The organism is Nocardioides caricicola, from assembly GCF_039541135.1.
Lineage (GTDB): Bacteria > Actinomycetota > Actinomycetes > Propionibacteriales > Nocardioidaceae > Nocardioides > Nocardioides caricicola.
Map to the genome: position 1 here is coordinate 166,298 of NZ_BAABFQ010000005.1, position 18,900 is coordinate 185,197.

Sequence of the window (18,900 nt, forward strand, 5' to 3'; positions counted from 1 at the left end):
GACCCTAGTGGAGCCGGTGTGTCCACCGTCGAGCGATTCCAGCCAGTTCGCGTCACTCGACGGCCGAGGGGCCTTCAGCCGGCACGGACCGCGTCGTAGAACGCCTGCATCTGCGGCCCGATCCGGGCGAGCTCGATGTACGGCGCTCCCCCGGCGGAGCCGTCGACGTACGCGAACTCGAACTCCCCGTCCATCATCGAGCCGCGCATCAGCACGGGCGTGCCGGCCGCCTCCGCGGCCGCGCACGCCGCCTCGATGTCGTCGACGGCGAAGCAGACGTGGTGGAGGCCGGCGCCGTGGGCGTCGAGGAACTCCTGGTGGATCGACGGCCCGGCGACCGGCTGGATCAGCTCGAGCTGGAGGTCTCCGGCGTACCCGAGCGAGACGTGCAGCGTGCAGTCGACCGGCACCCCGCGCAGCGTCGTCGTGTCGGGACCGAACCGCACGTCGGGGATCCGCGTCCACGACGCGACGCCGAACTGCTCGGTGAGCAGTCGCTCGGTCGCCTCGACGTCGTCGGTCACCCAGCAGATCTGCGTGACCGGCCCGCTCGCGATGCTCACAGTCCCTCGAGCAGCTCGTCGGCGGCGGCGTACGGGTCCGCCGTCCCGGCCACGACCGCGGCCGCAAGGTCGTCGAGCTCGCTGCGGCCGTGCACGTCGCCCCACCGCTTGCGGAGCGCGGTCACCGCGATCGCCTCGATCTCGTCGCGGGCTCGACGGGTGCGCCGGCGCGCGAGCTCGCCGGAGGACTCCAGCCAGACGCGGTGCTTCTCGATCTCGGCGACGACCTCGTCGAGGCCCTCGCCCTTCTGCGCGACGGTCTTCACGATCGGCGGCTTCCAGGCGCCCTCGGGCGCCTGGGCCAGTGCGAGCATCGACCGCAGGTCACGGCGGACCTGGTCGGCGCCGTCGCGGTCGGCCTTGTTCACGACGTACAGGTCGCCGATCTCGAGGATGCCGGCCTTCGCAGCCTGGATCCCGTCACCCATCCCCGGCGCGAGCAGCACCAGCGTGGTGTCGGCCAGACCGGCGATCTCGACCTCGCTCTGCCCGACGCCGACGGTCTCGATGAGGATCACGTCGCAGCCGGCCGCGTCGAGGACGCGCAGTGCCTGCGGGGTCGACCACGACAGCCCGCCGAGGTGCCCGCGCGACGCCATCGAGCGGATGTAGACGCCGGCGTCGGTCGCGTGGTCCTGCATCCGCACCCGGTCGCCGAGCAGCGCCCCGCCGGAGAACGGAGAAGAGGGGTCGACCGCGAGGACGCCGACCCGCTTGTCCTGGCGGCGCAGCTCGGTCACCAGCGCGCTCGTGGACGTGGACTTGCCGACGCCGGGCGACCCGGTGATGCCGATGACCTGCGCGCGACCGGCGTACGGCGCCAGCGCGGCCATCACCTCGCGCAGCAGCGGTGACTCGTCCTCGACGAGCGAGATCAGGCGGGCGACCGCCCGGGCCTCGCCGGCGCGGGCGCGCTCGACGAGGTCCGGGACGGCGACGTCACGCCGAGGGGACACGCACGATCAGGGCGTCGCCCTGCCCACCGCCACCGCACAGCGCGGCGGCACCGACGCCGCCGCCACGGCGCTTGAGCTCCAGGGCGAGGTGCAGCACCACGCGGGTGCCGGACATGCCGACCGGGTGGCCGAGCGCGATCGCGCCGCCGTTGACGTTCACGATGTCGGGGTTCAGGTCGAGCGCCCGGGCCGACTCGATGCCGACCGCGGCGAACGCCTCGTTGAACTCGACCAGGTCGAGGTCGGCGGGGGTGATCCCCTCCTTCTCACAGGCCTTCTTGGTGGCGTTGGCCGGCTGCATCTGCAGCGAGGAGTCGGGGCCGGCGACCATGCCGTGCGCGCCGATCTCGGCGAGCCACTCCAGGCCGAGCTCCTCGGCCTTGGCCTTGCTCATCACCACGACGGCGGCGGCGCCGTCGGAGATCTGCGAGGCCGAGCCGGCGGTGATGGTGCCGTCCTTGGCGAACGCCGGCGGCAGCTTGCCGAGCGACTCGGTGGTGGTGTCGCCGCGGACGCCTTCGTCGGCGGAGACCACGATCGGGTCGCCCTTGCGCTGCGGGATCGTCACCGGGACGACCTCGTCGTCGAACACGCCGTTCTTCCACGCCTCGGCGGCCTTCTGGTGCGAGGCCGCGGCGAACGCGTCCTGCTCCTCGCGGGTGAGCTTCACGCCCTCGGCGTTGATCTGCTCGGTCAGCCCGCCCATGGCCTGCTTGGTGGCCTGGTCGTACAGGGCGTCGTACGCCATCGAGTCGACGAGCTTCACGTCGCCGAACTTGAAGCCCTCACGCGACTTCGGCAGGAAGTGCGGGGCGTTGGTCATCGACTCCATGCCACCGGCGACGACGATCTCGCACTCGCCGGCGCGGATCAGCTGGTCGGCCATCGCGATGGAGTTCAGGCCGGAGAGGCAGACCTTGTTGATCGTGATCGACGGCATGCTCCACGGCAGGCCGGCCGCGATGCCGGCCGCACGGGCGGGGTTCTGCCCGGCACCGGCCAGGATGACCTGGCCCATGATCAGGTAGTCGACCTGCTCCGGCTGGACGCCGGCCTTGTCGAGCGCGCCCTTGATCGCGACCCCGCCCAGCTCGGCCGCCGACAGGCTCTTGAGGCCTCCGAGGAGGCGACCGATCGGGGTGCGCGCACCCGCGACGATGACGGACGTACCGGACATGGAATGCCTCCAGGGACTCGTGGGGTGGACCTCTCCTGACCTTACCCACGGGTTCGGGCACCGGCGAGGGTGGAACATGTCACACCCCCTCGCGGCACCGGGCCCGTCGTACGACGATGAGCCGCATGAGCCCCCAGAACGAACTCGGCCACGCCGCGCACCTGTTCACCGCCATCGACCACGTCGGCATCGCCGTGCCCGACCTCGACGCCGCGATCGCCTTCTACGAGGAGACCTACGGCATGCGCCTGGCGCACCAGGAGGTCAACGAGGAGCAGGGCGTGCGCGAGGCGATGATGGCCGTCGGGGACTCCGGCAGCCACATCCAGCTGCTCGCGCCGCTCAACGAGCAGTCCACGATCGCGAAGTTCCTCGACTCGAAGGGCCCGGGCATCCAGCAGATGGCCTACCGGGTGACCGACGTCGAGGCGGTCAGCGCGATCCTGCGCGAGCGCGGGCTGCGCCTGCTGTACGACGAGCCGCGCCGCGGCACCTCGGACTCGCGGATCAACTTCATCCACCCCAAGGACGCCGGTGGCGTGCTGGTGGAGCTCGTCGAGCCCGCGGCTAACGCGCACTGAGGAACACGTCACAGGTTGTGTTCAGTTCTGTTACCCGTGGGTAATCTCCCGCCAACAGCCCGACCCTGACCACCCCAGGAGCCGACGTGCAGCACATCCTCGACGCGATCCAGGCCGGCGACACCGCCGCCGAGGACTTCGCGAACCTCGAGATCCCCGACCACTACCGCGCCGCGACCGTCCACAAGGACGAGGTCGACATGTTCGAGGGCATCGCGAGCAAGGACAAGGACCCCCGCAAGTCGATCCACGTCGAGGACGTCGCCCTGCCCGAGCTCGGGCCGGGCGAGGCCCTGGTCGCGGTGATGGCGAGCGCGATCAACTACAACACCGTCTGGACCTCGATCTTCGAGCCGGTCTCGACGTTCGGCTTCCTCGAGCGCTACGGCCGGCTGTCGCCGCTGACCAAGCGGCACGACCTGCCGTACCACGTGGTCGGCTCCGACCTGGCCGGCGTCGTGCTGCGCACCGGCCCGGGCGTGACCAAGTGGAAGCCCGGCACCGAGGTCGTCGCGCACTGCCTCTCGGTGGAGCTCGAGGACCCCGACGGCCACGATGACACGATGCTCGACCCGCAGCAGCGGATCTGGGGCTTCGAGACCAACTTCGGCGGCCTGGCCACCGTCGCCCTGGTCAAGGCCAACCAGCTGATGCCCAAGCCGGCCCACCTCACCTGGGAGGAGGCCGCCTCCCCCGGCCTGGTGAACTGCACGGCGTACCGCCAGCTCGTCTCCAAGAACGGCGGCGACATGAAGCAGGGCGACAACGTGCTGATCTGGGGCGCGTCCGGCGGCCTCGGCGGCTTCGCGACGCAATACGCCCTCAACGGCGGCGCGACCCCGGTCTGCGTGGTCTCCAACGAGGAGAAGGCCGCGATCGCTCGCTCCATGGGCGCGGAGCTGATCATCAACCGCTCCGAGGAGGACTACAAGTTCTGGAAGGACGAGCACACCCAGGACCCGAAGGAGTGGAAGCGCTTCGGAGCCAAGATCCGGGAGCTCACCGGCGGCGAGGACATCGACATCGTGTTCGAGCACCCGGGCCGCGAGACGTTCGGCGCGAGCGTGTACGTCACCCGCAAGGGCGGCACCATCACGACCTGCGCCTCGACCAGCGGCTACATGCACGAGTACGACAACCGCTACCTCTGGATGAACCTCAAGCGGATCATCTCCTCGCACTTCGCCAACTACCGCGAGTCCTGGGAGGCCAACCGGCTGATCGCCAAGGGCAAGATCCACCCGACGCTGTCGAAGAGCTACACCCTCGACGAGGTCGGCCAGGCCGCGCTCGACGTCCACCACAACGCCCACCAGGGCAAGGTCGGCGTCCTCTGCCTCGCCCCCGAGGAGGGCCTCGGCGTGCGTGACGAGGAGATGCGCGCGCAGCACATCGACGCGATCAACCGCTTCCGCGGGGTCTGACCCGCCCCTGCACCCCTCGACCCACCCCGGTCCGCGCAACTTTGTCGCGGGCCGGGGTGGGTTGTTCCCGGCCGATCGGCAAGACTGTGCGCACGAGCCGCTCGCGACCAAAGGGGAAGCGCCTTCATGACCGACCAGGGACTGTCCATCTTCGACGAGGAGCCGGGCGCGGACGCGACCAACGGCGCCGACGAGGACGCCACCCAGGTGATGCCCACGGTCCCGGCCGACAAGCCGGATCCGGCCGCCGAGAGCACCAAGCAGCCGCCGGTGATCCCGCCGGCCGCCCCCGTGGCCGCCCCCGTGACCGCCCCCGCCGCGGCTCCCGCCGCCCCGCCGGCCCAGCACCGGCCCGGCGCCGCTCCGATGCCGGCCGCCGGCTTCCCCGTGGTCCGCCGCGGCGGCTACGACAAGGACGCCGTCGACGCCCGGGTCCGCCAGCTCTCGACCGAGAAGGCCGGGCTCAGCAACAGCCTCAGCGAGTCCGAGCGCCGCGTCCTCGAGCTCGAGGAGAAGGTCGCGCACCTGCAGGAGGACCTCGCCGAGCGGCAGAACCCGTCGTACGCCGGCCTCGGCGGCCGCGCCGCCGCCATGCTGCGCCTGGCCGAGGAGGAGGCCGCGGAGGTCCGCGAGACCGCCTTGCGCGAGGCCAAGGAGATCCGCGAGCAGGCCAACCGGGACGCCCACGCGACCCGCGTCGAGGCCACCCGCGAGGCCGAGGACATGCGCATGGTGCAGCTCAAGGAGCTCGAGGAGAACCGCGCGCGGCTCCAGGCCGACGCCGAGACCGAGCGGGCCCGGGCGCGCACCGAGGCCGAGGACGTCGTCGCCTCCGCCAAGCGGGAGTCCGCCCAGATCCTGCTCGCCTCCGCTCAGGAGGCCAACGAGCTGCGCTCGGCCGCCAAGCGCGACGCCGAGCAGCAGCGCGCCGCGACCGACCGCGAGGTCCAGGAGGCGCGGCGGATGCTCGCGGTGGAGAAGGAGCGGCTGGCCAAGGAGGCCACCGACCACCACGCCGCCGCGATGATGGAGACCAAGCAGCTGATCGACGAGGCCGAGGAGCGCGCGGCCGCGGCCGAGGCGCGGCTCCGCGAGGCGATCGCGCAGGCCGCCGAGCACCGCAGCCACGCCGAGGCCGAGGCCGATGCCCAGCTCAGCCGGGCCCGCCGCGAGGCGGAGCAGATCGTCACGACGGCCCGCACCCAGGCCGAGGCCATCACCTCGACCGGGACGGCGGAGGCCGAGCGCGAGCTGGCTGCCGTGCGCGCCGAGGTCGACCGGATGACCAAGCGCCGCGACGCGATCACCGCCCAGCTGGCCTCCCTGCGTGACGTGGTCGCCGGGTTCGGCGAGGACGACGAGTGACGGACGCCCCGGCGCCACCCGAGGAGGAGCCGACCGAGGACGCGGTCATCCCCGCTGACGACCTCGGCGAGCCAGGACCCCCGCTCAACCACCGAGCGCCGTTCTTCGTCGGGTTCGTCGGGGGTCTCGGGTTCCTCATCGCCCTGTGGCTGGCGCTGCAGATCCGCTCGATCGGCCCCACCCTGATGCTGGTCGTGGTCGCACTGTTCCTCGCCGCCGGCCTCAACCCGTCTGTCGAGTTCTTCGAGCGACGGGGGATGCGGCGCTCGTACGCCGTCGTCACCGTGATCATCGCGTTCCTGCTCGCGGTCACGCTGTTCGTGGTCGCGATCGCGCCGGTGATCGCCGACCAGGTGAAGGCGCTGACCGACAACGTCCCGCAGTGGCTCGACGACCTGCAGCGCAACAAGCAGGTGCAGCGCCTCGACGAGGAATACGACGTCATCAGCAAGGTCGAGGACTACGTCACCGGGGGTGACTTCCTCGGCGCGATCTTCGGCGGTGCGGTCGGGATCGGGCTCGCCGTGCTCGGCGCGCTGTTCAACGGCTTCATCATCATCGTGCTCACGCTGTACTTCCTCGCCTCGCTCGAGACGACCAAGACCGCCGCCTACCGCCTCGCGCCGGCCTCCCGCCGCGACCGGGTCTCCAAGCTCGGCAACCGCGTGATCCGCAGTGTGGGCGGTTACGTCTCCGGCGCGTTCGTCGTCGCCATGTGCGCCGGCATCTCGTCGCTGATCTTCCTGTTCGCCGCCGGGCTCGGGGAGTACGCCGTCGCACTGGCGTTCGTGGTGGCGCTGCTCGACGTGATCCCGATGATCGGCGCCACCATCGGCGCGGTCATCGTCACCGCGATCGCGTTCGCCACGGACTGGAAGATCGGTCTGGCCTGCGCGGTCTTCTACGTGATCTACCAGCAGGTGGAGAACTACGTCATCTACCCGCGGGTGATGTCGAAGTCCGTGGACCTGCCCGGCGCAGCCACCGTGATCGCGGCGCTGATCGGCGCCGCGCTCTTCGGGGTGGTCGGCGCGCTGCTGGCGATCCCGACCGCCGCCTCGATCCTGATGCTGGTCCGCGAGGTCTGGGTCAGACGGCAGGATGCTCGCTAGTCGCGGTCTCCCGCTCCCCCAGCTTCACGCACACGACACCCGCGAGGATCAGCACGCCGCCGACGAGCTGCACCGGCATCGGCAGCTGGTCGAGCAGCAGCCAGGCGAACAGCACGCTCGCGACCACCTCGAGCAGTGCCACGAACGACGCCAGGCGGGACCCGAGCCGGCGGATGCCGGCGATGCCGGTGGTGTACGGGATCGCCGCGGTCACCACGCCAAGGAGCACCAGCGGCACCCACCAGGCGACGGTCTGGCCGGCGTACTCCACGCTCGCGGTGGACGTCCGCATCGGCATCAGCCCGAGTAGGCCCAGGGCCGCGATGACCGCGGCGCCGGCGACCAGTCCCCCGGCGGCGAGCGCCATCGGGGGCAGCCCGTTGTCGTCGTCGGCCGAGACGATGAAGTACGTCGCCGCGCCGACCATCGCCGCCAGCGCCCAGAGCACACCGGGCAGGCTGAGGTCCGCGCCCGACAGCAGGTCGAGCACGAGCACCAGACCCAGCGCGGCCAGGCCGGCGCCGACGAGCGTGACCGGCCCGGGGCGCTGGCCGTGGCGCAGCCACATCCAGACGACGACGGCCGCGGGCGCGGTGTACTCGATGAGGATCGCCGGCCCCACCTGCATGTGCTGGACGGCGGAGAAGTAGCAGAACTGGGCGCCGGCTACTGCTACCGCGCCGAAGGCCAGGATCAGTCCGGCGTTGCGGCGGACCGCGCTCCAGCGGCCGTGCAGGGCGACCAGGCCGAGGGGCAGCACGACCAGGGCCGCGATCCCGACCCGGATCAGGACGATCGCGCCGGCGCTCCAGCCGGCCTGGAGCATGGGTGACGCCAAGGAGCCCGACAGGCCGAACGTGAACGCCGACAGGACGGCGAACGTCAACCCGCTCGCCAGCCGGGACCCGGTCGCGACCGGAGCGGCCTCGTCATGAGCCAACGTCGTCATGACACATGACACTAGGTCGGGACGGTGTAATCTGTCAATGTGGTTTTCGCTCATGACACCGAGGTGTCACTCCAGGCCGCGGCCGTTCTCGCCAACACCGGTCTCGACCCGGACACGCTGACGACGGTCGAGGACCTCGACGCGTTCTACGAGGAGTTCGAGTTCACCGGACGCCGCGACGGCGACGAGGCCGAGCTCGAGGCGGTGCGCGCGATCCGCGAGGACCTCTACCTGCTGCTCACCGCGAACCGCGACGAGGCGGTCGAGATGGTCAACCGGATGCTCGCCGCCGCGGGAGCGATCCCCCAGCTCGTGCGCCACGACGAGTGGGACTGGCACCTGCACGCGGTCGGCCCGGAGCGCGACCTGCCCACCCGGATCGTCGTCGAGGCCGCGATGGCGATGATCGACGTGATCCGGGCCGACGAGATGACCCGGCTGGGCGTCTGCGCGGACGACACCTGCCGCGGCGTCGTGCTCGACCTCTCCCGCAACCGCTCGAAGCGGTTCTGCTCGACGGCGTGCGGCAACAGGAACGCCGTCGCCGCCTATCGGCGCAGGAAGATGTCCTAGGCGAGGAAGCGCCGCAGTACCTCGGTGAAGATCTCGGGCTGCTCGGAGTGCACCCAGTGCCCCGCTTCCTTGATCGTGACCCGACGGACCTTCGGGAACCACCGCGACATCTCGGCGGCGTGCTCGTCCTGGACGTACGCCGACTTCTCCCCCGCGATCCACAGCGTGCTGCCGTCGTACGGCGCGACGCCGGCGAGCGCCTCGTCCGGCCAGCCGCCGAGCGCCGGCAGGTCGCGGCCGAGCACCTCGAGGTTCGGCTGCCACCGCCAGCCGTCATCGGTGTGCCGGAGGTTCTGGAGCAGGAAGCTCCGGACGGTGCGGCTCGGCACCGCCGCCTCGAGCGCGGCGTCGGCGTCGCCGCGGCTCTCCAGGCTGGCCAGGTCCAGCGCGAGCATCGCCTCGATGTAGCCGGCGAACTCGCTGCGCGACTCGTAGTCCGCGGGCGCGACGTCCACCACGCACAGTCGCTCGACGAGCTCCGGGTGCCGCAGCGCCAGCACCATCGCGGCCTTGCCGCCCATGGAGTGGCCGACCAGGGCGACCGGGTCGCTGGCGTCGAACAGCTCGGCCACCCGGTCCGCGACGTCGACGTAGTCGAAGTGGTCGGGCCACTCCGACCGCCCGTGGTGCGGCATGTCGACCAGCAGCACCCGGTGGTCCTCGGCGACCGCCTTGGCGATCGTCGTCCAGTTCTTCCCCTGCCCGAACAGCCCGTGGCAGAACGCGACCAGCGGCCCGCTCTCCCCCAGGGTCGTCGTGTTCAGCACCACCGGCGCAGTCCCGTCGGCGTGAGGTCGCGGTCGCGCAGCACGACCGGCAGCTGGTCGCCAACCTCGGCGCAGGTCCACTCGAAGTCCCGGGCGCGGTACTCGATCGCGAGCACCTGGTCGCCGAAGTCGTCGGTGTACGCATCGCACTCGTGGTAGCGGCCGCACTCCTCGGCGACCACGAAGTCGAAGCCGATGCTGGTGCCGTCGTACCCGGCCAGGTTCTTCTGCCCGGCGTCCAGGCCGGCGTCGTGCGCGACCCGGACCAGCCGCTCGGCGTACGCCAGGTTGTGCGCGCGCTTCAGCAGCCGGTGGCTGCGCGTGAACGAGTCGAGGTTGTCGAACTCGACCGCGTCGAAGCCGTCCGCGGCGCACCCGTCGATCCAGCGGCCGACGAGGCGGGCCAGCTGTCGGCGCTTCTCGTTCGTGCGCGTGTCGAGCAGCCACTCGCCCCAGGCCTCGTCGACCACGGGCTTGCCCTGCCGCTTGAGCACGAGCTTCCAGTGCTTGCGCCAGAACGACCGCTCGCCGGGCTGGGTCTGGAACCCGTTGACGTAGCAGACGTTGTAGCGCCCGGCGGCGGGCTCGGCCTCACGGTCACGCACCACGATGCCGACGTGCTCGGGCACCGAACGGTTGCCACCGAGCTGGTAGTCGACGTCGGTGCCGGCCGGCACGTCGGCGTACGCCGGAGCGGTGGTGCAGACCAGGGCGATGAGGACGAGCAGGGCCCCGGCGCGACGACGGATCATGGAGCAAGCCTAGGCGTGGGTCGTCTCCGCCTCCTCGGCGGTCAGCGACTGGGCTACTGCTGGCCGCGCTCGCGCTCCTGCTGGCGGCGCCCGGCCCGCCGGGCCAGCCACAGCACGGCGGCGAGCGACGCGAGCGCGAGCAGGAGCAACCAGCTACCCATGCCGGCAGCCTAGACCGCGGGCGCGGTCAGCGGGTGCTGTAGTCCCGGAAGCCGCGCTTGGTCTTGCGGCCGAGGTAGCCCGCGGTGACCAGGTGCTCGAGCAGCGGGGCCGGCGCGAAGCCGGGCTCGCGGAACTCCAGGTAGAGCTCACGCTGGATGGCCAGCGAGACGTCGTTCCCGACCACGTCGAGGAGCTCGAACGGGCCCATCGGCAGGGCGCAGCCGAGCTTCATCGCGGTGTCGATGTCGTCGGCGGTCGCGTAGTGCGCCTCGAGCATCCGCACCGCGTCGTTGAGGTAGGGGAACAGCAGCGCGTTGACGATGAACCCGGCCCGGTCACCGCACGAGACGGCCACCTTGCCGACCTTGTCGCACAGCGCGCGGGTGGTCTCGGTGACGTCCTCGGACGTGACCACCGTCGAGACGACCTCCACCAGCTTCATCACCGGCGCCGGGTTGAAGAAGTGCATGCCGATGACGTCCTGCGGCCGCGACGTCGCCTGGGCGCACGCGATGATCGGCAGGCTCGAGGTCGTCGTCGCCAGGATCGCGCCCGGCTTGCAGATCTCGTCGAGGTTCTCGAACAGGGTGGTCTTGATCGCGAGGTCCTCGGCGATCGCCTCGACCACGATGTCCACGGTCGCGAGGTCGTCGAGCGAGGTCGTGCCGGTGATGCGCGCCAGCACCTCGGCCTTGGCCTCCTCGGTGGCCCGGCCGCGCTGGATCTGCTTGTCGAAGTTCTTGGTCACCGCGGCGGAGACGCCGTCGACCTTCTCCTGGCTGCGGCCGACCACGAGCACGTCGTACCCGCTCTTGGCGAAGACCTCGACGATGCCGCTGGCCATCGTGCCGGTGCCGACGACACCGACCTGCTGGATCTCGTGGCGCAGCTGCGGCTTCTCGTCGGCCGACGGGGTCTGGTCGTCGGCGACCACGACCGGGCTGTCCGGCGCCTCGTAGGTGTAGAAGCCGCGGCCGGTCTTGCGGCCCAGCCACCCGGCGGTGACCATCTGCTTGAGGATCGGCGACGGCGCGTGCAGTCGGTCGCGGCCCTGGCGGTACATCGTCTCGAGGATCGTGTACGCCGTGTCGAGCCCGATCAGGTCGAGCAGTGCGAGCGGGCCCATCGGGTAGCCGCAGCCGAAGCGCATCGCGGCGTCGATGTCCTCGCGGCTCGCGTAGCGGCCCTCGTACATCGAGACCGCGTGGTTGAGGTAGCCGAAGAGCAGGGTGTTGGCGATGAAGCCGGCCTTGTCGCCGCAGACGACCGGGTTCTTGCCCACCGCCTCGACGAGCGCCTTCACGTCGGCGAGGACCTGGTCCTCGGTGACGACCGTGCGCACGATCTCGACGAGGTCCTGGACGGGAGCGGGGTTGAAGAAGTGCACGCCGATGACCCGGCCCGGGCGCGAGTTCGCGGTGGAGATCTCGGTGACCGACAGGCTGGAGGTGTTCGTCGCGAGCACGGCGTCCGGCGACACGATGTCGTCGAGCTCGCGGAACAGCGCCTTCTTGGTCTCCAGCGACTCGACGACCGCCTCGACGACGATGCCGGCGTCGCTGAGGTCCTTGAGCGACGTCGACAGCGTGATCCTGCCGATCAGCTCGGCCCGCTCGTCCTCGGTCATCTTCTCCCGCTGCACGGCGCGCGCGGTCGAGTGCTCGAGGTACTGCCGGCCGCGGGCCAGGTGCTCCTCGTCCTTCTCGACGCCGACGACGGTGTACCCGTGCCGGGCGAAGACTTCGGCGATGCCGGCACCCATGGTGCCCAGGCCGATCACGCCGACGGTGGCGAAGCTGCGCTCTGCGGAGGAGGTCGTCATGCGGCGCATCGTGGCACGCGACCAGCGGCCTGGCTATGGCGTAGTTCACTCACGAGTAACTTAGAACGATCAAGTACATTCATCGCCCGTGAGACTCGTCGTTGCCACGTGCCAGGTCGACTACGCCGGGCGCCTGACCGCCCACCTCCCGATGGCGACCCGGGTGCTGATGATCAAGGCCGACGGCTCGGTGCTCGTGCACTCCGACGGTGGCTCCTACAAGCCGCTGAACTGGATGTCGCCGCCGTGCACCCTGCGCGAGGGCACCGCCGATGACGGGCGGCCGGAGTGGACGGTCACCAACCCCAAGACCGACGACACCCTGCGGATCCTCTTCGACGAGATCCACCACGAGTCCACCCACGACCTCGGCGTCGACCCCGGCCTGCAGAAGGACGGCGTCGAGAAGCACCTGCAAGAGCTGCTCGCCGACCACCCGGCGACGCTCGCCCCCGGCCTGACGCTGGTGCGGCGGGAGTACCCCACCGCGATCGGCCCGGTCGACCTGATGTGCCGCGACGAGACCGGGGCGTCCGTGGCCGTGGAGATCAAGCGCCGCGGCGAGATCGACGGCGTCGAGCAGCTCACCCGCTACCTCGAGCTGCTCAACCGCGATCCCCTGCTCGCACCGGTGCGCGGCATCTTCGCGGCCCAGGAGATCAAGCCCCAGGCCCGCGTGCTCGCCACCGACCGCGGGATCGCCTGCGCGGTCGTGGACTACGACGCGCTGCGCGGACTCGACGACCCGTCGCACCGGCTGTTCTGACCGGGTCGTCCGCCTCTCAGGTGGCTAGAGAGCGTTCTCAGGCGGACGACTCGAAACTCGGTGGCCAGGAGCGCAGCGTTGCACCACGCTGGCGGCATGCTGCCCAACTTCTTCGACGGTGACGTCGCGCAGGGGTACGACGCCGGCTCGCCCGAGATGTTCGCGCCGGAGGTGCTGGGCCCGACGGTGGACGTCCTCGCCGAGCTCGCCGACGGCCAGGCAGCCCTCGAGCTCGCGATCGGGACCGGCCGTGTCGCGCTGCCGCTGAGCGAGCGCGGCGTGCACCTGCACGGCATCGAGCTCTCCCAGGCGATGGTCGACCAGCTGCGCGCCAAGCCCGGCGCCGACCGGATCGACGTGGCGATCGGCGACATGACCACCACCCGCGTCGAGGGCAGGTTCGGCCTGGTGTTCCTGGTCTTCAACACCATCGGCAACGTCACGACCCAGGACGCCCAGGTCGCGGTGTTCGAGAACGCCGCGGCCCACCTCCGGCCCGGCGGCCGGTTCGTGGTCGAGGTCGGCGTACCCCACCTGCGCGACCGGTTCCGGGTCTTCAACCACACCGACGAGCACGTGGGCATCGACGAGCACGACGCCGCGACCCAGCTCTCGTGGTCGCACCACTACTCCTCGACCGACGGCGAGACCTACCACCGGCGCTCGATCCCGTTCCGCAAGGTGTGGCCGAGCGAGCTGGACCTGATGGCCCGGATCGCCGGGCTGCGGCCGGAGCACCGCTGGGCGGACTGGGACCGGTCGCCGTTCACGAACGCCAGCACCAAGCACGTGAGCGTGTGGAGGAAGATCGACGCGTGAGGATCTTCCACATCGCCACCGCCGCCGACTGGGACGAAGCCCAGCGCACCGGTGCCTACACGACCTCGACCCGCGGGGTGACGCTCGAGCAGGAGGGCTACATCCACGCCAGCCGGGCCGACCAGTGGGAGGGCGTGCGGGCGGCGTTCTACGCCGACGTCACCGAGCCGCTGGTGCTGCTGGAGATCGACACCGACCTGCTCGAGGTCCGCGTCGTCGAGGAGGCGCCCGCACCGGGCATGACCGAGACCTTCCCCCACGTGTACGGCGCGATCGCCCCCGCGGCCGTCGTCGGCGTCACGCCGCTCGGACAACACATCTAGGCGAACGGGATCGCGACGCGCACGACGGTACCGACGCCGACCTCGCTCTCGAGGGCGACCCAGCCGCCGTGCGCCTCCACGATCGCCTCCACGATCGACAGCCCCAGCCCGGCGCCCTGGGTGTGCGCGGCGACCGCCGCCGGCCCTCGGTAGAGCCGCTCGAACAGCCGGGTGCGCTCCTCCGCGGGGACGCCGACGCCGGTGTCGTGGACCTCGAGGATGCCCATCGAGTCCTGCTCGCCGATCCGCACCTCGACCCGGCCGCCGGGGTCGGTGAACTTCACGGCGTTGGTGACGAGGTTCTCCAGCACCTGCACCAGCCGGTAGAAGTCGCCGAGCACGAGCGGCACCGTGCGCCGCTCGAAGACCAGCTGCAGCCCGCGCTCGCGCGCGGCCAGCGCGTGGTCGCCGACGACACGGGCGGCCACCTCGCCGAGGTCGACCGGCGTCCGCAGGATCCGTAGCCGGTTGCCCTCGATGAACGCCATCGTCAGCAGGTCGTCGACCAGCTGCAGCTCCCGCGCGGCATTGCGCTCGATGATCGCCAGCTGCTTGCGGGCGCGGCGGCTGAGGTCGGCCTCGTCGAGGTCGCGCATCAGCTCGGCGTACCCGATGATCGACGTGAGCGGGGTGCGCAGCTCGTGCGACACGGTCGCGATCAGCTCGTCCCGCACCCGCTGGGCCTCGGCCTCGAGCGCGAGCCGCTCGGACATGTCGCGGATCGCGATGGACACCATCACGCCGTCCGCGGTCTCGACGGGCGACAGGGACACCTCGATGGGCAGGTCGTGCCCGTCGCGGTGCCGGGCCCGGAACTCCTGGGTGTAGCCCATCGGCACCGCCTCGGGCGCCGCCAGGTAGGCCTCGAACCGCTCGAGCAGCTCGGGCTCCCCGGGCTGGGAGACGATCACGGGGAGCGGCTGGCCGACCAGGTCGGTGGGCTCGTAGCCGAGCACGTCGCGGACCCGGTTGTTCGCGAGCACGATCGAGGCGTCGCCGTCGATGATCACCGTCGGGTCTGGTGCCGCCTCGAGCAGGCTGCGGAACCGCTCCTCGGCGAGGATCCGCCCGGTCAGGTCGCGGACCGTGGCCGAGACGTACGCCGCCCCCGCGATCGTCACCGGTGCGAGCGAGATCTCGGCGGCGAACTCGGTGCCGTCCGCGCGCTCGGCGGCGAGGCGGAGCAGCCCCATCGGCCGCGGGTCGGGGTCGGCGGTGAAGCCGCCGCGCCGGGCCGGGTGGCGGTCGCGGAACCGCGCCGGCACCAGCACCTCGACCGACCGGCCGACCAGGTCGTCGGGCAGGTGGCCGAAGACCTCACGGCACTGGGCGTTGGCCAGCGCGATGCGGCCGTCGGCGTCGACGACCAGGACCGCGTCGGGCGCGGCGTCGAGCACGCTGCGCAGCAACGTCCCCGTCTGCTCGTCCACGGGGCCGACGATATCGGCACCTGACCGGCGGTTCAGGACGCCACGACTACCGATCGAGCAGTGTGACGACCTCGTCAGCGACGCCCCAGCTCATCGTGACGCCCGCGCCGCCGTGCCCGTAGCAGTGCACGACGTCGCCGACCCGCTCCAGGCGGACCGCCGGTCGGACCGGGCGGAGCCCGACCTTGTGACGCAGCACCCGGGCCCCGCGCAGCTCCGGCACGAGCCGGGCGGCGCGCGCGAGGATGTCCTCGGCGACCTCGGGCAGCGGGGTCCGCGACCACTCACCCTCGACGTCCGTGCCGCCGACCACCACGTCGCGCTCGCGCGGCACGACGTACGTCGGACCGGTGTTGTCCATCCACCACCGGTCCAGCCCGAACTGCTCGACGAAGACGACCTGGCCGCGCACCGGGACCACGGTCCGGTCCGTGCCGAGCAGCCGCGCGCCGAGCCCGGAGCAGTTCACGACCAGGCCACCGGGGAGCGCACCCAGGTTGAGCCGGGTGATGGTGCCGCCGAGGTCGGCGACGCGGCGGGCGAGCCAGTCCAGGTAGACGGGCATGTCCGCGACCGGGGTCGTGAAGCTCCATCCGCCGTGCCAGCCGTCCGGGACGTCGCGCGTCGCCTCGAGCTCCGGGAGCGCGGCGTTCCACCACGGGTCGGGCTGCGGCTCGCGCAGCACCTCGGTGCCGCGCACCATGCGCACGCCACACTCGGGCTCGGTGTCCGAGAGCGCGTCGAACACGGCGTACGACGTCCGCGACCAGGCGAGCACGCGGTCCCGCGGGAGTGCGCGGTACGGGTACCAGAGCGCCGCCGCGACCGCGGAGGTCGTCTCGCGCGGGAGGTCGCGGGCGACCACGTCGACCCGGTGCCCGGCCTCCAGCAGGCGCACGGCGCAGGTCAGCCCGACCACGCCCGCGCCGACCACGATCACCCGCTCCGTGTTGGGTTCGGCCATGGGTGCAGTGTGTCGTACGTAACCCGCCTCGGGACGGGTTCGTTGGCAACGCATGCCCCGCCGCGTGCTCGTCCTGGTCGTCGCTGTCGTCTGTGCCACCCTCGGCGTCGCATGGGCGGCCCCCGCCCAGGCCCACGAGGAGCGACCGGCCGAGTTCCCCGACGGCACCGGCCAGCTGCCGGACTTCCTGGGCTACGACAACCCCCGGCAGCGCGTGGTGTGCACCCCCGGCAGCGCGGCCGCCGTCGACGCGCTGCCCGAGGGCGCGGCCAAGCGCCGCAGCGAGCGGCTGCTGGCCGACTGCGAGTTCCGCTCGATCCAGGCCGCCATCGACTCGATCCGCCAGCGCCGGACCTCGGTGTACGTCCTGCCCGGCACCTACCACGAGGCGCGCTACGCCCGGGAGCAGCGCAGCGACTACTGCGCCCACCTGAGGACCCAGTCCGACGAGCCGCTGCTGTCGTCGGAGTACATCGGCAGCATCTCCTCCCCCGACCCGGGCGCCGCGGACGAGGCGGCCGAGGCGGGCGAGTCGAACCCGATCGCGCTCTCGTACGCCGACCAGCGCCGGTGCGCTCACAACCTGAACCTGATCGCGTTGTTCGGCGACCGCACCCCCGACAACGACAGCATCCGCTGCGACAGCAGGTTCTGCGGGACCCAGGTCGTCGGCACCGGCGCCCGGCCCGAGGACGTGGTCGTCGACAACCGGTTCGCGAAGCTGAACGCGATCCGCGCGGACCGGATGGGCGGCTTCTACCTCAAGGGCATCACGGTCCAGCAGGCCGAGTTCAACGCGATCTACGTGCTGGAGACCGACGGCTTCGTGATCGACGACGTCGTCGCGCGCGGCAACGACGAGTACGGCATCCTCGCGTTCGCCAGCGACCACGGGCTCATCGAGGACTCCGAGGCGTACTACAACGGCGACTCCGGCATCTACCCGGGCTCGGGGTCGGACCTCAACGCCGACAACGAGGAGCTGCAGGCGACGCGCTACGCGATCGAGATCCGCCGCAACTCCAGCCACGACAACACGCTCGGCTACTCCGGCACGGCCGGGAACTCCATCTGGGCGCACCACAACGAGTTCTTCGACAACTCCACCGGCATCGCCACCGACTCGCTCTTCCCCGGCCACCCCGGCCTGCCGCAGGACCACGCGCGCTGGAGCCACAACGACATCCACTCCAACAACTCGAACTACTACACGGCGTACGTCGACACCGGCGTCTGCGCCGAGCCCATGGAGGAGCGCGGCTACCTCACCGGCACGGTCTGCCCGGTGATCCCGACGCCGGTCGGCACCGGCGTGCTGATCGCCGGGGGCAACTTCAACTCGACCGACCACAACTGGATCTACGACAACTGGCGCTACGGAACCATGCAGTTCTGGGTGCCGGCGGTGCTGCGCGACGACTACGACCCGGCCCACCTCTACGACACCTCGAACGGCAACCACACGTTCGAGAACCACATGGGCGTCGACCCGGACGGCCACGAGCACCCGAACGGGATGGACCACTGGTGGGACGACCAGGGCGTCGGCAACTGCTGGGAGGACAACCACTACGGCTCGGCCGAGCGCACCGACAACTTCATCGTCGACCCGCCGGCCTGCGCCGACGGCGGCTCGGTGTTCCTGCCCGGCGCACCGGTCAAGGACGCCGGCTTCCTCACCTGCAGCCAGTACGACCGCAACGACCCGACCTGGCGGCACCCGGTGGCGTGCTCGTGGTTCGACAGCCCGGCCCGGCCGGTGGCTGCCGCCTCCGGGGTGTCCTCGGGCTCCCCGGCGATGCTGCTCACCCCGTTCGCCCTGGTCCTCGGCGCAGCCACGGTGAGCGTCGGGCTGCGCCGGCGGTGGGCCCGTGCTGCGTAGGGCGCTGCTCGCCGGCGCGCTGCTGAGCCTGCTGGTGGCCGGCGGCGGTGCGGCCGTCGCTCGCAGCGACGCCGAGCTGACGGCGACCGGGCCGACCTCGGTGTCCGGCACCGAGGCGAGCGCGGTCTTCGTCATCGCCGACCGCACCGTGCGCCAGGTCCGGTACGACGACCGCGGGACGCTGCGCTACTCCTTCCGGCTCGCCAACGACGGCGCCCGGCCGGTGTCCGTCACCGGCCTGGCGGCCGATCAGCCGCCGTCGCGCCTGTTCCAGCCGGCCGCGCTCACGCCGGTCCGGATCGGGCCGGGCGAGGCGGCCGCGGTCGTGCTGGACCTGGCGATGAGCGGCTGCGAGTCGCTGTCGGCGCGAGCCGGCGCGTTCGTGACCGAGGTCGTGCTGGCCACCGACCGCGGGGACGTCACCGTGACGCTGCCCGAGGAGCTGCACACCGGCTCGCCACGGGAGGCGTTCTGCCCGAACTCCACGGCGACCTCGCGGCCGCCGGGCTGAGG

General features: G+C 71.5%; 19 protein-coding genes. 10 read left to right on the top strand and 9 right to left on the bottom strand.

Translation table 11 applies throughout. The features are described 5' to 3' along the window. Positions 1 to 74: 74 nt before the first annotated feature. From ABD875_RS09115 to ABD875_RS09125, 3 genes are read right to left on the bottom strand one after another with little or no spacing between them, the layout of a single operon-like run. Positions 75 to 563: a VOC family protein gene (locus tag ABD875_RS09115; RefSeq protein ID WP_345173640.1), complete on the bottom strand. Its 489-nt coding sequence runs from the start codon at positions 561 to 563 to the stop codon at positions 75 to 77. Then, positions 560 to 1,519, bottom strand: coding sequence for a methylmalonyl Co-A mutase-associated GTPase MeaB (gene meaB / locus ABD875_RS09120; protein ID WP_345173642.1), 960 nt, complete (start codon positions 1,517 to 1,519; stop codon positions 560 to 562). Before meaB ends, ABD875_RS09115 begins: the two co-directional genes overlap by 4 nt. Next, on the bottom strand, positions 1,503 to 2,696 hold the full coding sequence (locus tag ABD875_RS09125; RefSeq protein ID WP_345173644.1) for an acetyl-CoA C-acetyltransferase: 1,194 nt from the start codon (positions 2,694 to 2,696) through the stop codon (positions 1,503 to 1,505). Before ABD875_RS09125 ends, meaB begins: the two co-directional genes overlap by 17 nt. Before the next feature lie 125 nt (positions 2,697 to 2,821). Between ABD875_RS09125 and mce the strand changes: the two genes are divergently transcribed. The 4 genes from mce (at position 2,822) to ABD875_RS09145 (ending at position 7,178) form a co-directional block, all read left to right on the top strand. Further along, positions 2,822 to 3,277 (top strand): methylmalonyl-CoA epimerase, encoded by a 456-nt coding sequence (gene mce / locus ABD875_RS09130; protein WP_345173646.1) that lies wholly within the window; start codon positions 2,822 to 2,824, stop codon positions 3,275 to 3,277. Between the two features lie 86 nt (positions 3,278 to 3,363). Next, positions 3,364 to 4,701 (top strand): crotonyl-CoA carboxylase/reductase, encoded by a 1,338-nt coding sequence (gene ccrA / locus ABD875_RS09135; protein ID WP_345173648.1) that lies wholly within the window; start codon positions 3,364 to 3,366, stop codon positions 4,699 to 4,701. A gap of 126 nt (positions 4,702 to 4,827) precedes the next feature. Next, the gene (locus ABD875_RS09140) at positions 4,828 to 6,066 is read left to right on the top strand and encodes a coiled-coil domain-containing protein (protein WP_345173650.1); all 1,239 of its coding nucleotides are present in this window, start codon (positions 4,828 to 4,830) and stop codon (positions 6,064 to 6,066) included. After that, entirely contained in the window at positions 6,063 to 7,178 is a 1,116-nt protein-coding gene (locus tag ABD875_RS09145; RefSeq protein WP_345173652.1) for an AI-2E family transporter, read from the top strand. The genes ABD875_RS09140 and ABD875_RS09145 overlap by 4 nt, the downstream gene beginning before the upstream one ends. Here the strand turns inward: ABD875_RS09145 and ABD875_RS09150 are convergent. Then, on the bottom strand, positions 7,156 to 8,127 hold the full coding sequence (locus ABD875_RS09150; RefSeq protein WP_345173654.1) for an EamA family transporter: 972 nt from the start codon (positions 8,125 to 8,127) through the stop codon (positions 7,156 to 7,158). The two genes, ABD875_RS09145 and ABD875_RS09150, sit on opposite strands and share 23 nt — an antisense overlap. A 39-nt stretch (positions 8,128 to 8,166) precedes the next feature. Between ABD875_RS09150 and ABD875_RS09155 the strand changes: the two genes are divergently transcribed. Next, on the top strand, positions 8,167 to 8,700 hold the full coding sequence (locus ABD875_RS09155) for a CGNR zinc finger domain-containing protein (protein ID WP_345173656.1): 534 nt from the start codon (positions 8,167 to 8,169) through the stop codon (positions 8,698 to 8,700). Here ABD875_RS09155 and ABD875_RS09160 read toward each other — a convergent pair. The 3 genes from ABD875_RS09160 to ABD875_RS09170 form a co-directional block, all read right to left on the bottom strand. Next, positions 8,697 to 9,470 (bottom strand): alpha/beta fold hydrolase, encoded by a 774-nt coding sequence (locus tag ABD875_RS09160; RefSeq protein ID WP_345173658.1) that lies wholly within the window; start codon positions 9,468 to 9,470, stop codon positions 8,697 to 8,699. The genes ABD875_RS09155 and ABD875_RS09160 overlap by 4 nt on opposite strands. Beyond that, complete coding sequence (locus tag ABD875_RS09165; protein WP_345173660.1) at positions 9,461 to 10,219, bottom strand: endo alpha-1,4 polygalactosaminidase; 759 nt, start codon at positions 10,217 to 10,219, stop codon at positions 9,461 to 9,463. The genes ABD875_RS09160 and ABD875_RS09165 overlap by 10 nt, the downstream gene beginning before the upstream one ends. Before the next feature lie 187 nt (positions 10,220 to 10,406). Beyond that, positions 10,407 to 12,203, bottom strand: coding sequence for a 3-hydroxyacyl-CoA dehydrogenase family protein (locus ABD875_RS09170; RefSeq protein WP_345173662.1), 1,797 nt, complete (start codon positions 12,201 to 12,203; stop codon positions 10,407 to 10,409). Between the two features lie 88 nt (positions 12,204 to 12,291). On the opposite strand from ABD875_RS09170, the gene nucS reads away from it, so the two are divergent. The 3 genes from nucS (at position 12,292) to ABD875_RS09185 (ending at position 14,111) form a co-directional block, all read left to right on the top strand. Continuing rightward, on the top strand, positions 12,292 to 12,969 hold the full coding sequence (gene nucS, locus ABD875_RS09175) for an endonuclease NucS (protein ID WP_345173664.1): 678 nt from the start codon (positions 12,292 to 12,294) through the stop codon (positions 12,967 to 12,969). A 96-nt stretch (positions 12,970 to 13,065) separates the two neighbouring features. Continuing rightward, positions 13,066 to 13,788, top strand: a complete 723-nt coding sequence (locus tag ABD875_RS09180; RefSeq protein WP_345173666.1) for a class I SAM-dependent DNA methyltransferase — start codon at positions 13,066 to 13,068, stop codon at positions 13,786 to 13,788. After that, entirely contained in the window at positions 13,785 to 14,111 is a 327-nt protein-coding gene (locus ABD875_RS09185; protein ID WP_345173668.1) for a DUF952 domain-containing protein, read from the top strand. The genes ABD875_RS09180 and ABD875_RS09185 overlap by 4 nt, the downstream gene beginning before the upstream one ends. Here the strand turns inward: ABD875_RS09185 and ABD875_RS09190 are convergent. Both ABD875_RS09190 and ABD875_RS09195 read right to left on the bottom strand, forming a co-directional pair. Further along, positions 14,108 to 15,541 carry a PAS domain S-box protein gene (locus ABD875_RS09190; RefSeq protein ID WP_345173670.1) on the bottom strand — a complete coding sequence of 478 codons (1,434 nt, stop codon included), beginning with the start codon at positions 15,539 to 15,541 and terminating at the stop codon, positions 14,108 to 14,110. The genes ABD875_RS09185 and ABD875_RS09190 overlap by 4 nt on opposite strands. A 46-nt stretch (positions 15,542 to 15,587) precedes the next feature. Next, positions 15,588 to 16,505: an FAD-dependent oxidoreductase gene (locus ABD875_RS09195; protein WP_345173672.1), complete on the bottom strand. Its 918-nt coding sequence runs from the start codon at positions 16,503 to 16,505 to the stop codon at positions 15,588 to 15,590. 52 nt (positions 16,506 to 16,557) lie between these two features. Here ABD875_RS09195 and ABD875_RS09200 point away from each other — a divergent pair, with 52 nt between their 5' ends. Then, complete coding sequence (locus tag ABD875_RS09200; RefSeq protein ID WP_345173674.1) at positions 16,558 to 18,387, top strand: right-handed parallel beta-helix repeat-containing protein; 1,830 nt, start codon at positions 16,558 to 16,560, stop codon at positions 18,385 to 18,387. Then, complete coding sequence (locus ABD875_RS09205; protein WP_345173676.1) at positions 18,377 to 18,898, top strand: hypothetical protein; 522 nt, start codon at positions 18,377 to 18,379, stop codon at positions 18,896 to 18,898. Before ABD875_RS09200 ends, ABD875_RS09205 begins: the two co-directional genes overlap by 11 nt. Positions 18,899 to 18,900: the final 2 nt, after the last annotated feature.

Excerpts from the sequence above, each read along its gene's own strand:
- ABD875_RS09125 (WP_345173644.1), bottom strand. The coding sequence starts at position 2,696 with ATGTCCGGTACGTCCGTCATCGTCGCGGGTGCGCGCACCCCGATCGGT.
- mce (WP_345173646.1), top strand. The coding sequence starts at position 2,822 with ATGAGCCCCCAGAACGAACTCGGCCACGCCGCGCACCTGTTCACCGCC.
- ABD875_RS09140 (WP_345173650.1), top strand. The coding sequence starts at position 4,828 with ATGACCGACCAGGGACTGTCCATCTTCGACGAGGAGCCGGGCGCGGAC.
- ABD875_RS09150 (WP_345173654.1), bottom strand. The coding sequence starts at position 8,127 with ATGACGACGTTGGCTCATGACGAGGCCGCTCCGGTCGCGACCGGGTCC.
- ABD875_RS09165 (WP_345173660.1), bottom strand. The coding sequence starts at position 10,219 with ATGATCCGTCGTCGCGCCGGGGCCCTGCTCGTCCTCATCGCCCTGGTC.
- ABD875_RS09170 (WP_345173662.1), bottom strand. The coding sequence starts at position 12,203 with ATGACGACCTCCTCCGCAGAGCGCAGCTTCGCCACCGTCGGCGTGATC.
- ABD875_RS09180 (WP_345173666.1), top strand. The coding sequence starts at position 13,066 with ATGCTGCCCAACTTCTTCGACGGTGACGTCGCGCAGGGGTACGACGCC.
- ABD875_RS09195 (WP_345173672.1), bottom strand. The coding sequence starts at position 16,505 with ATGGCCGAACCCAACACGGAGCGGGTGATCGTGGTCGGCGCGGGCGTG.
- ABD875_RS09200 (WP_345173674.1), top strand. The coding sequence starts at position 16,558 with ATGCCCCGCCGCGTGCTCGTCCTGGTCGTCGCTGTCGTCTGTGCCACC.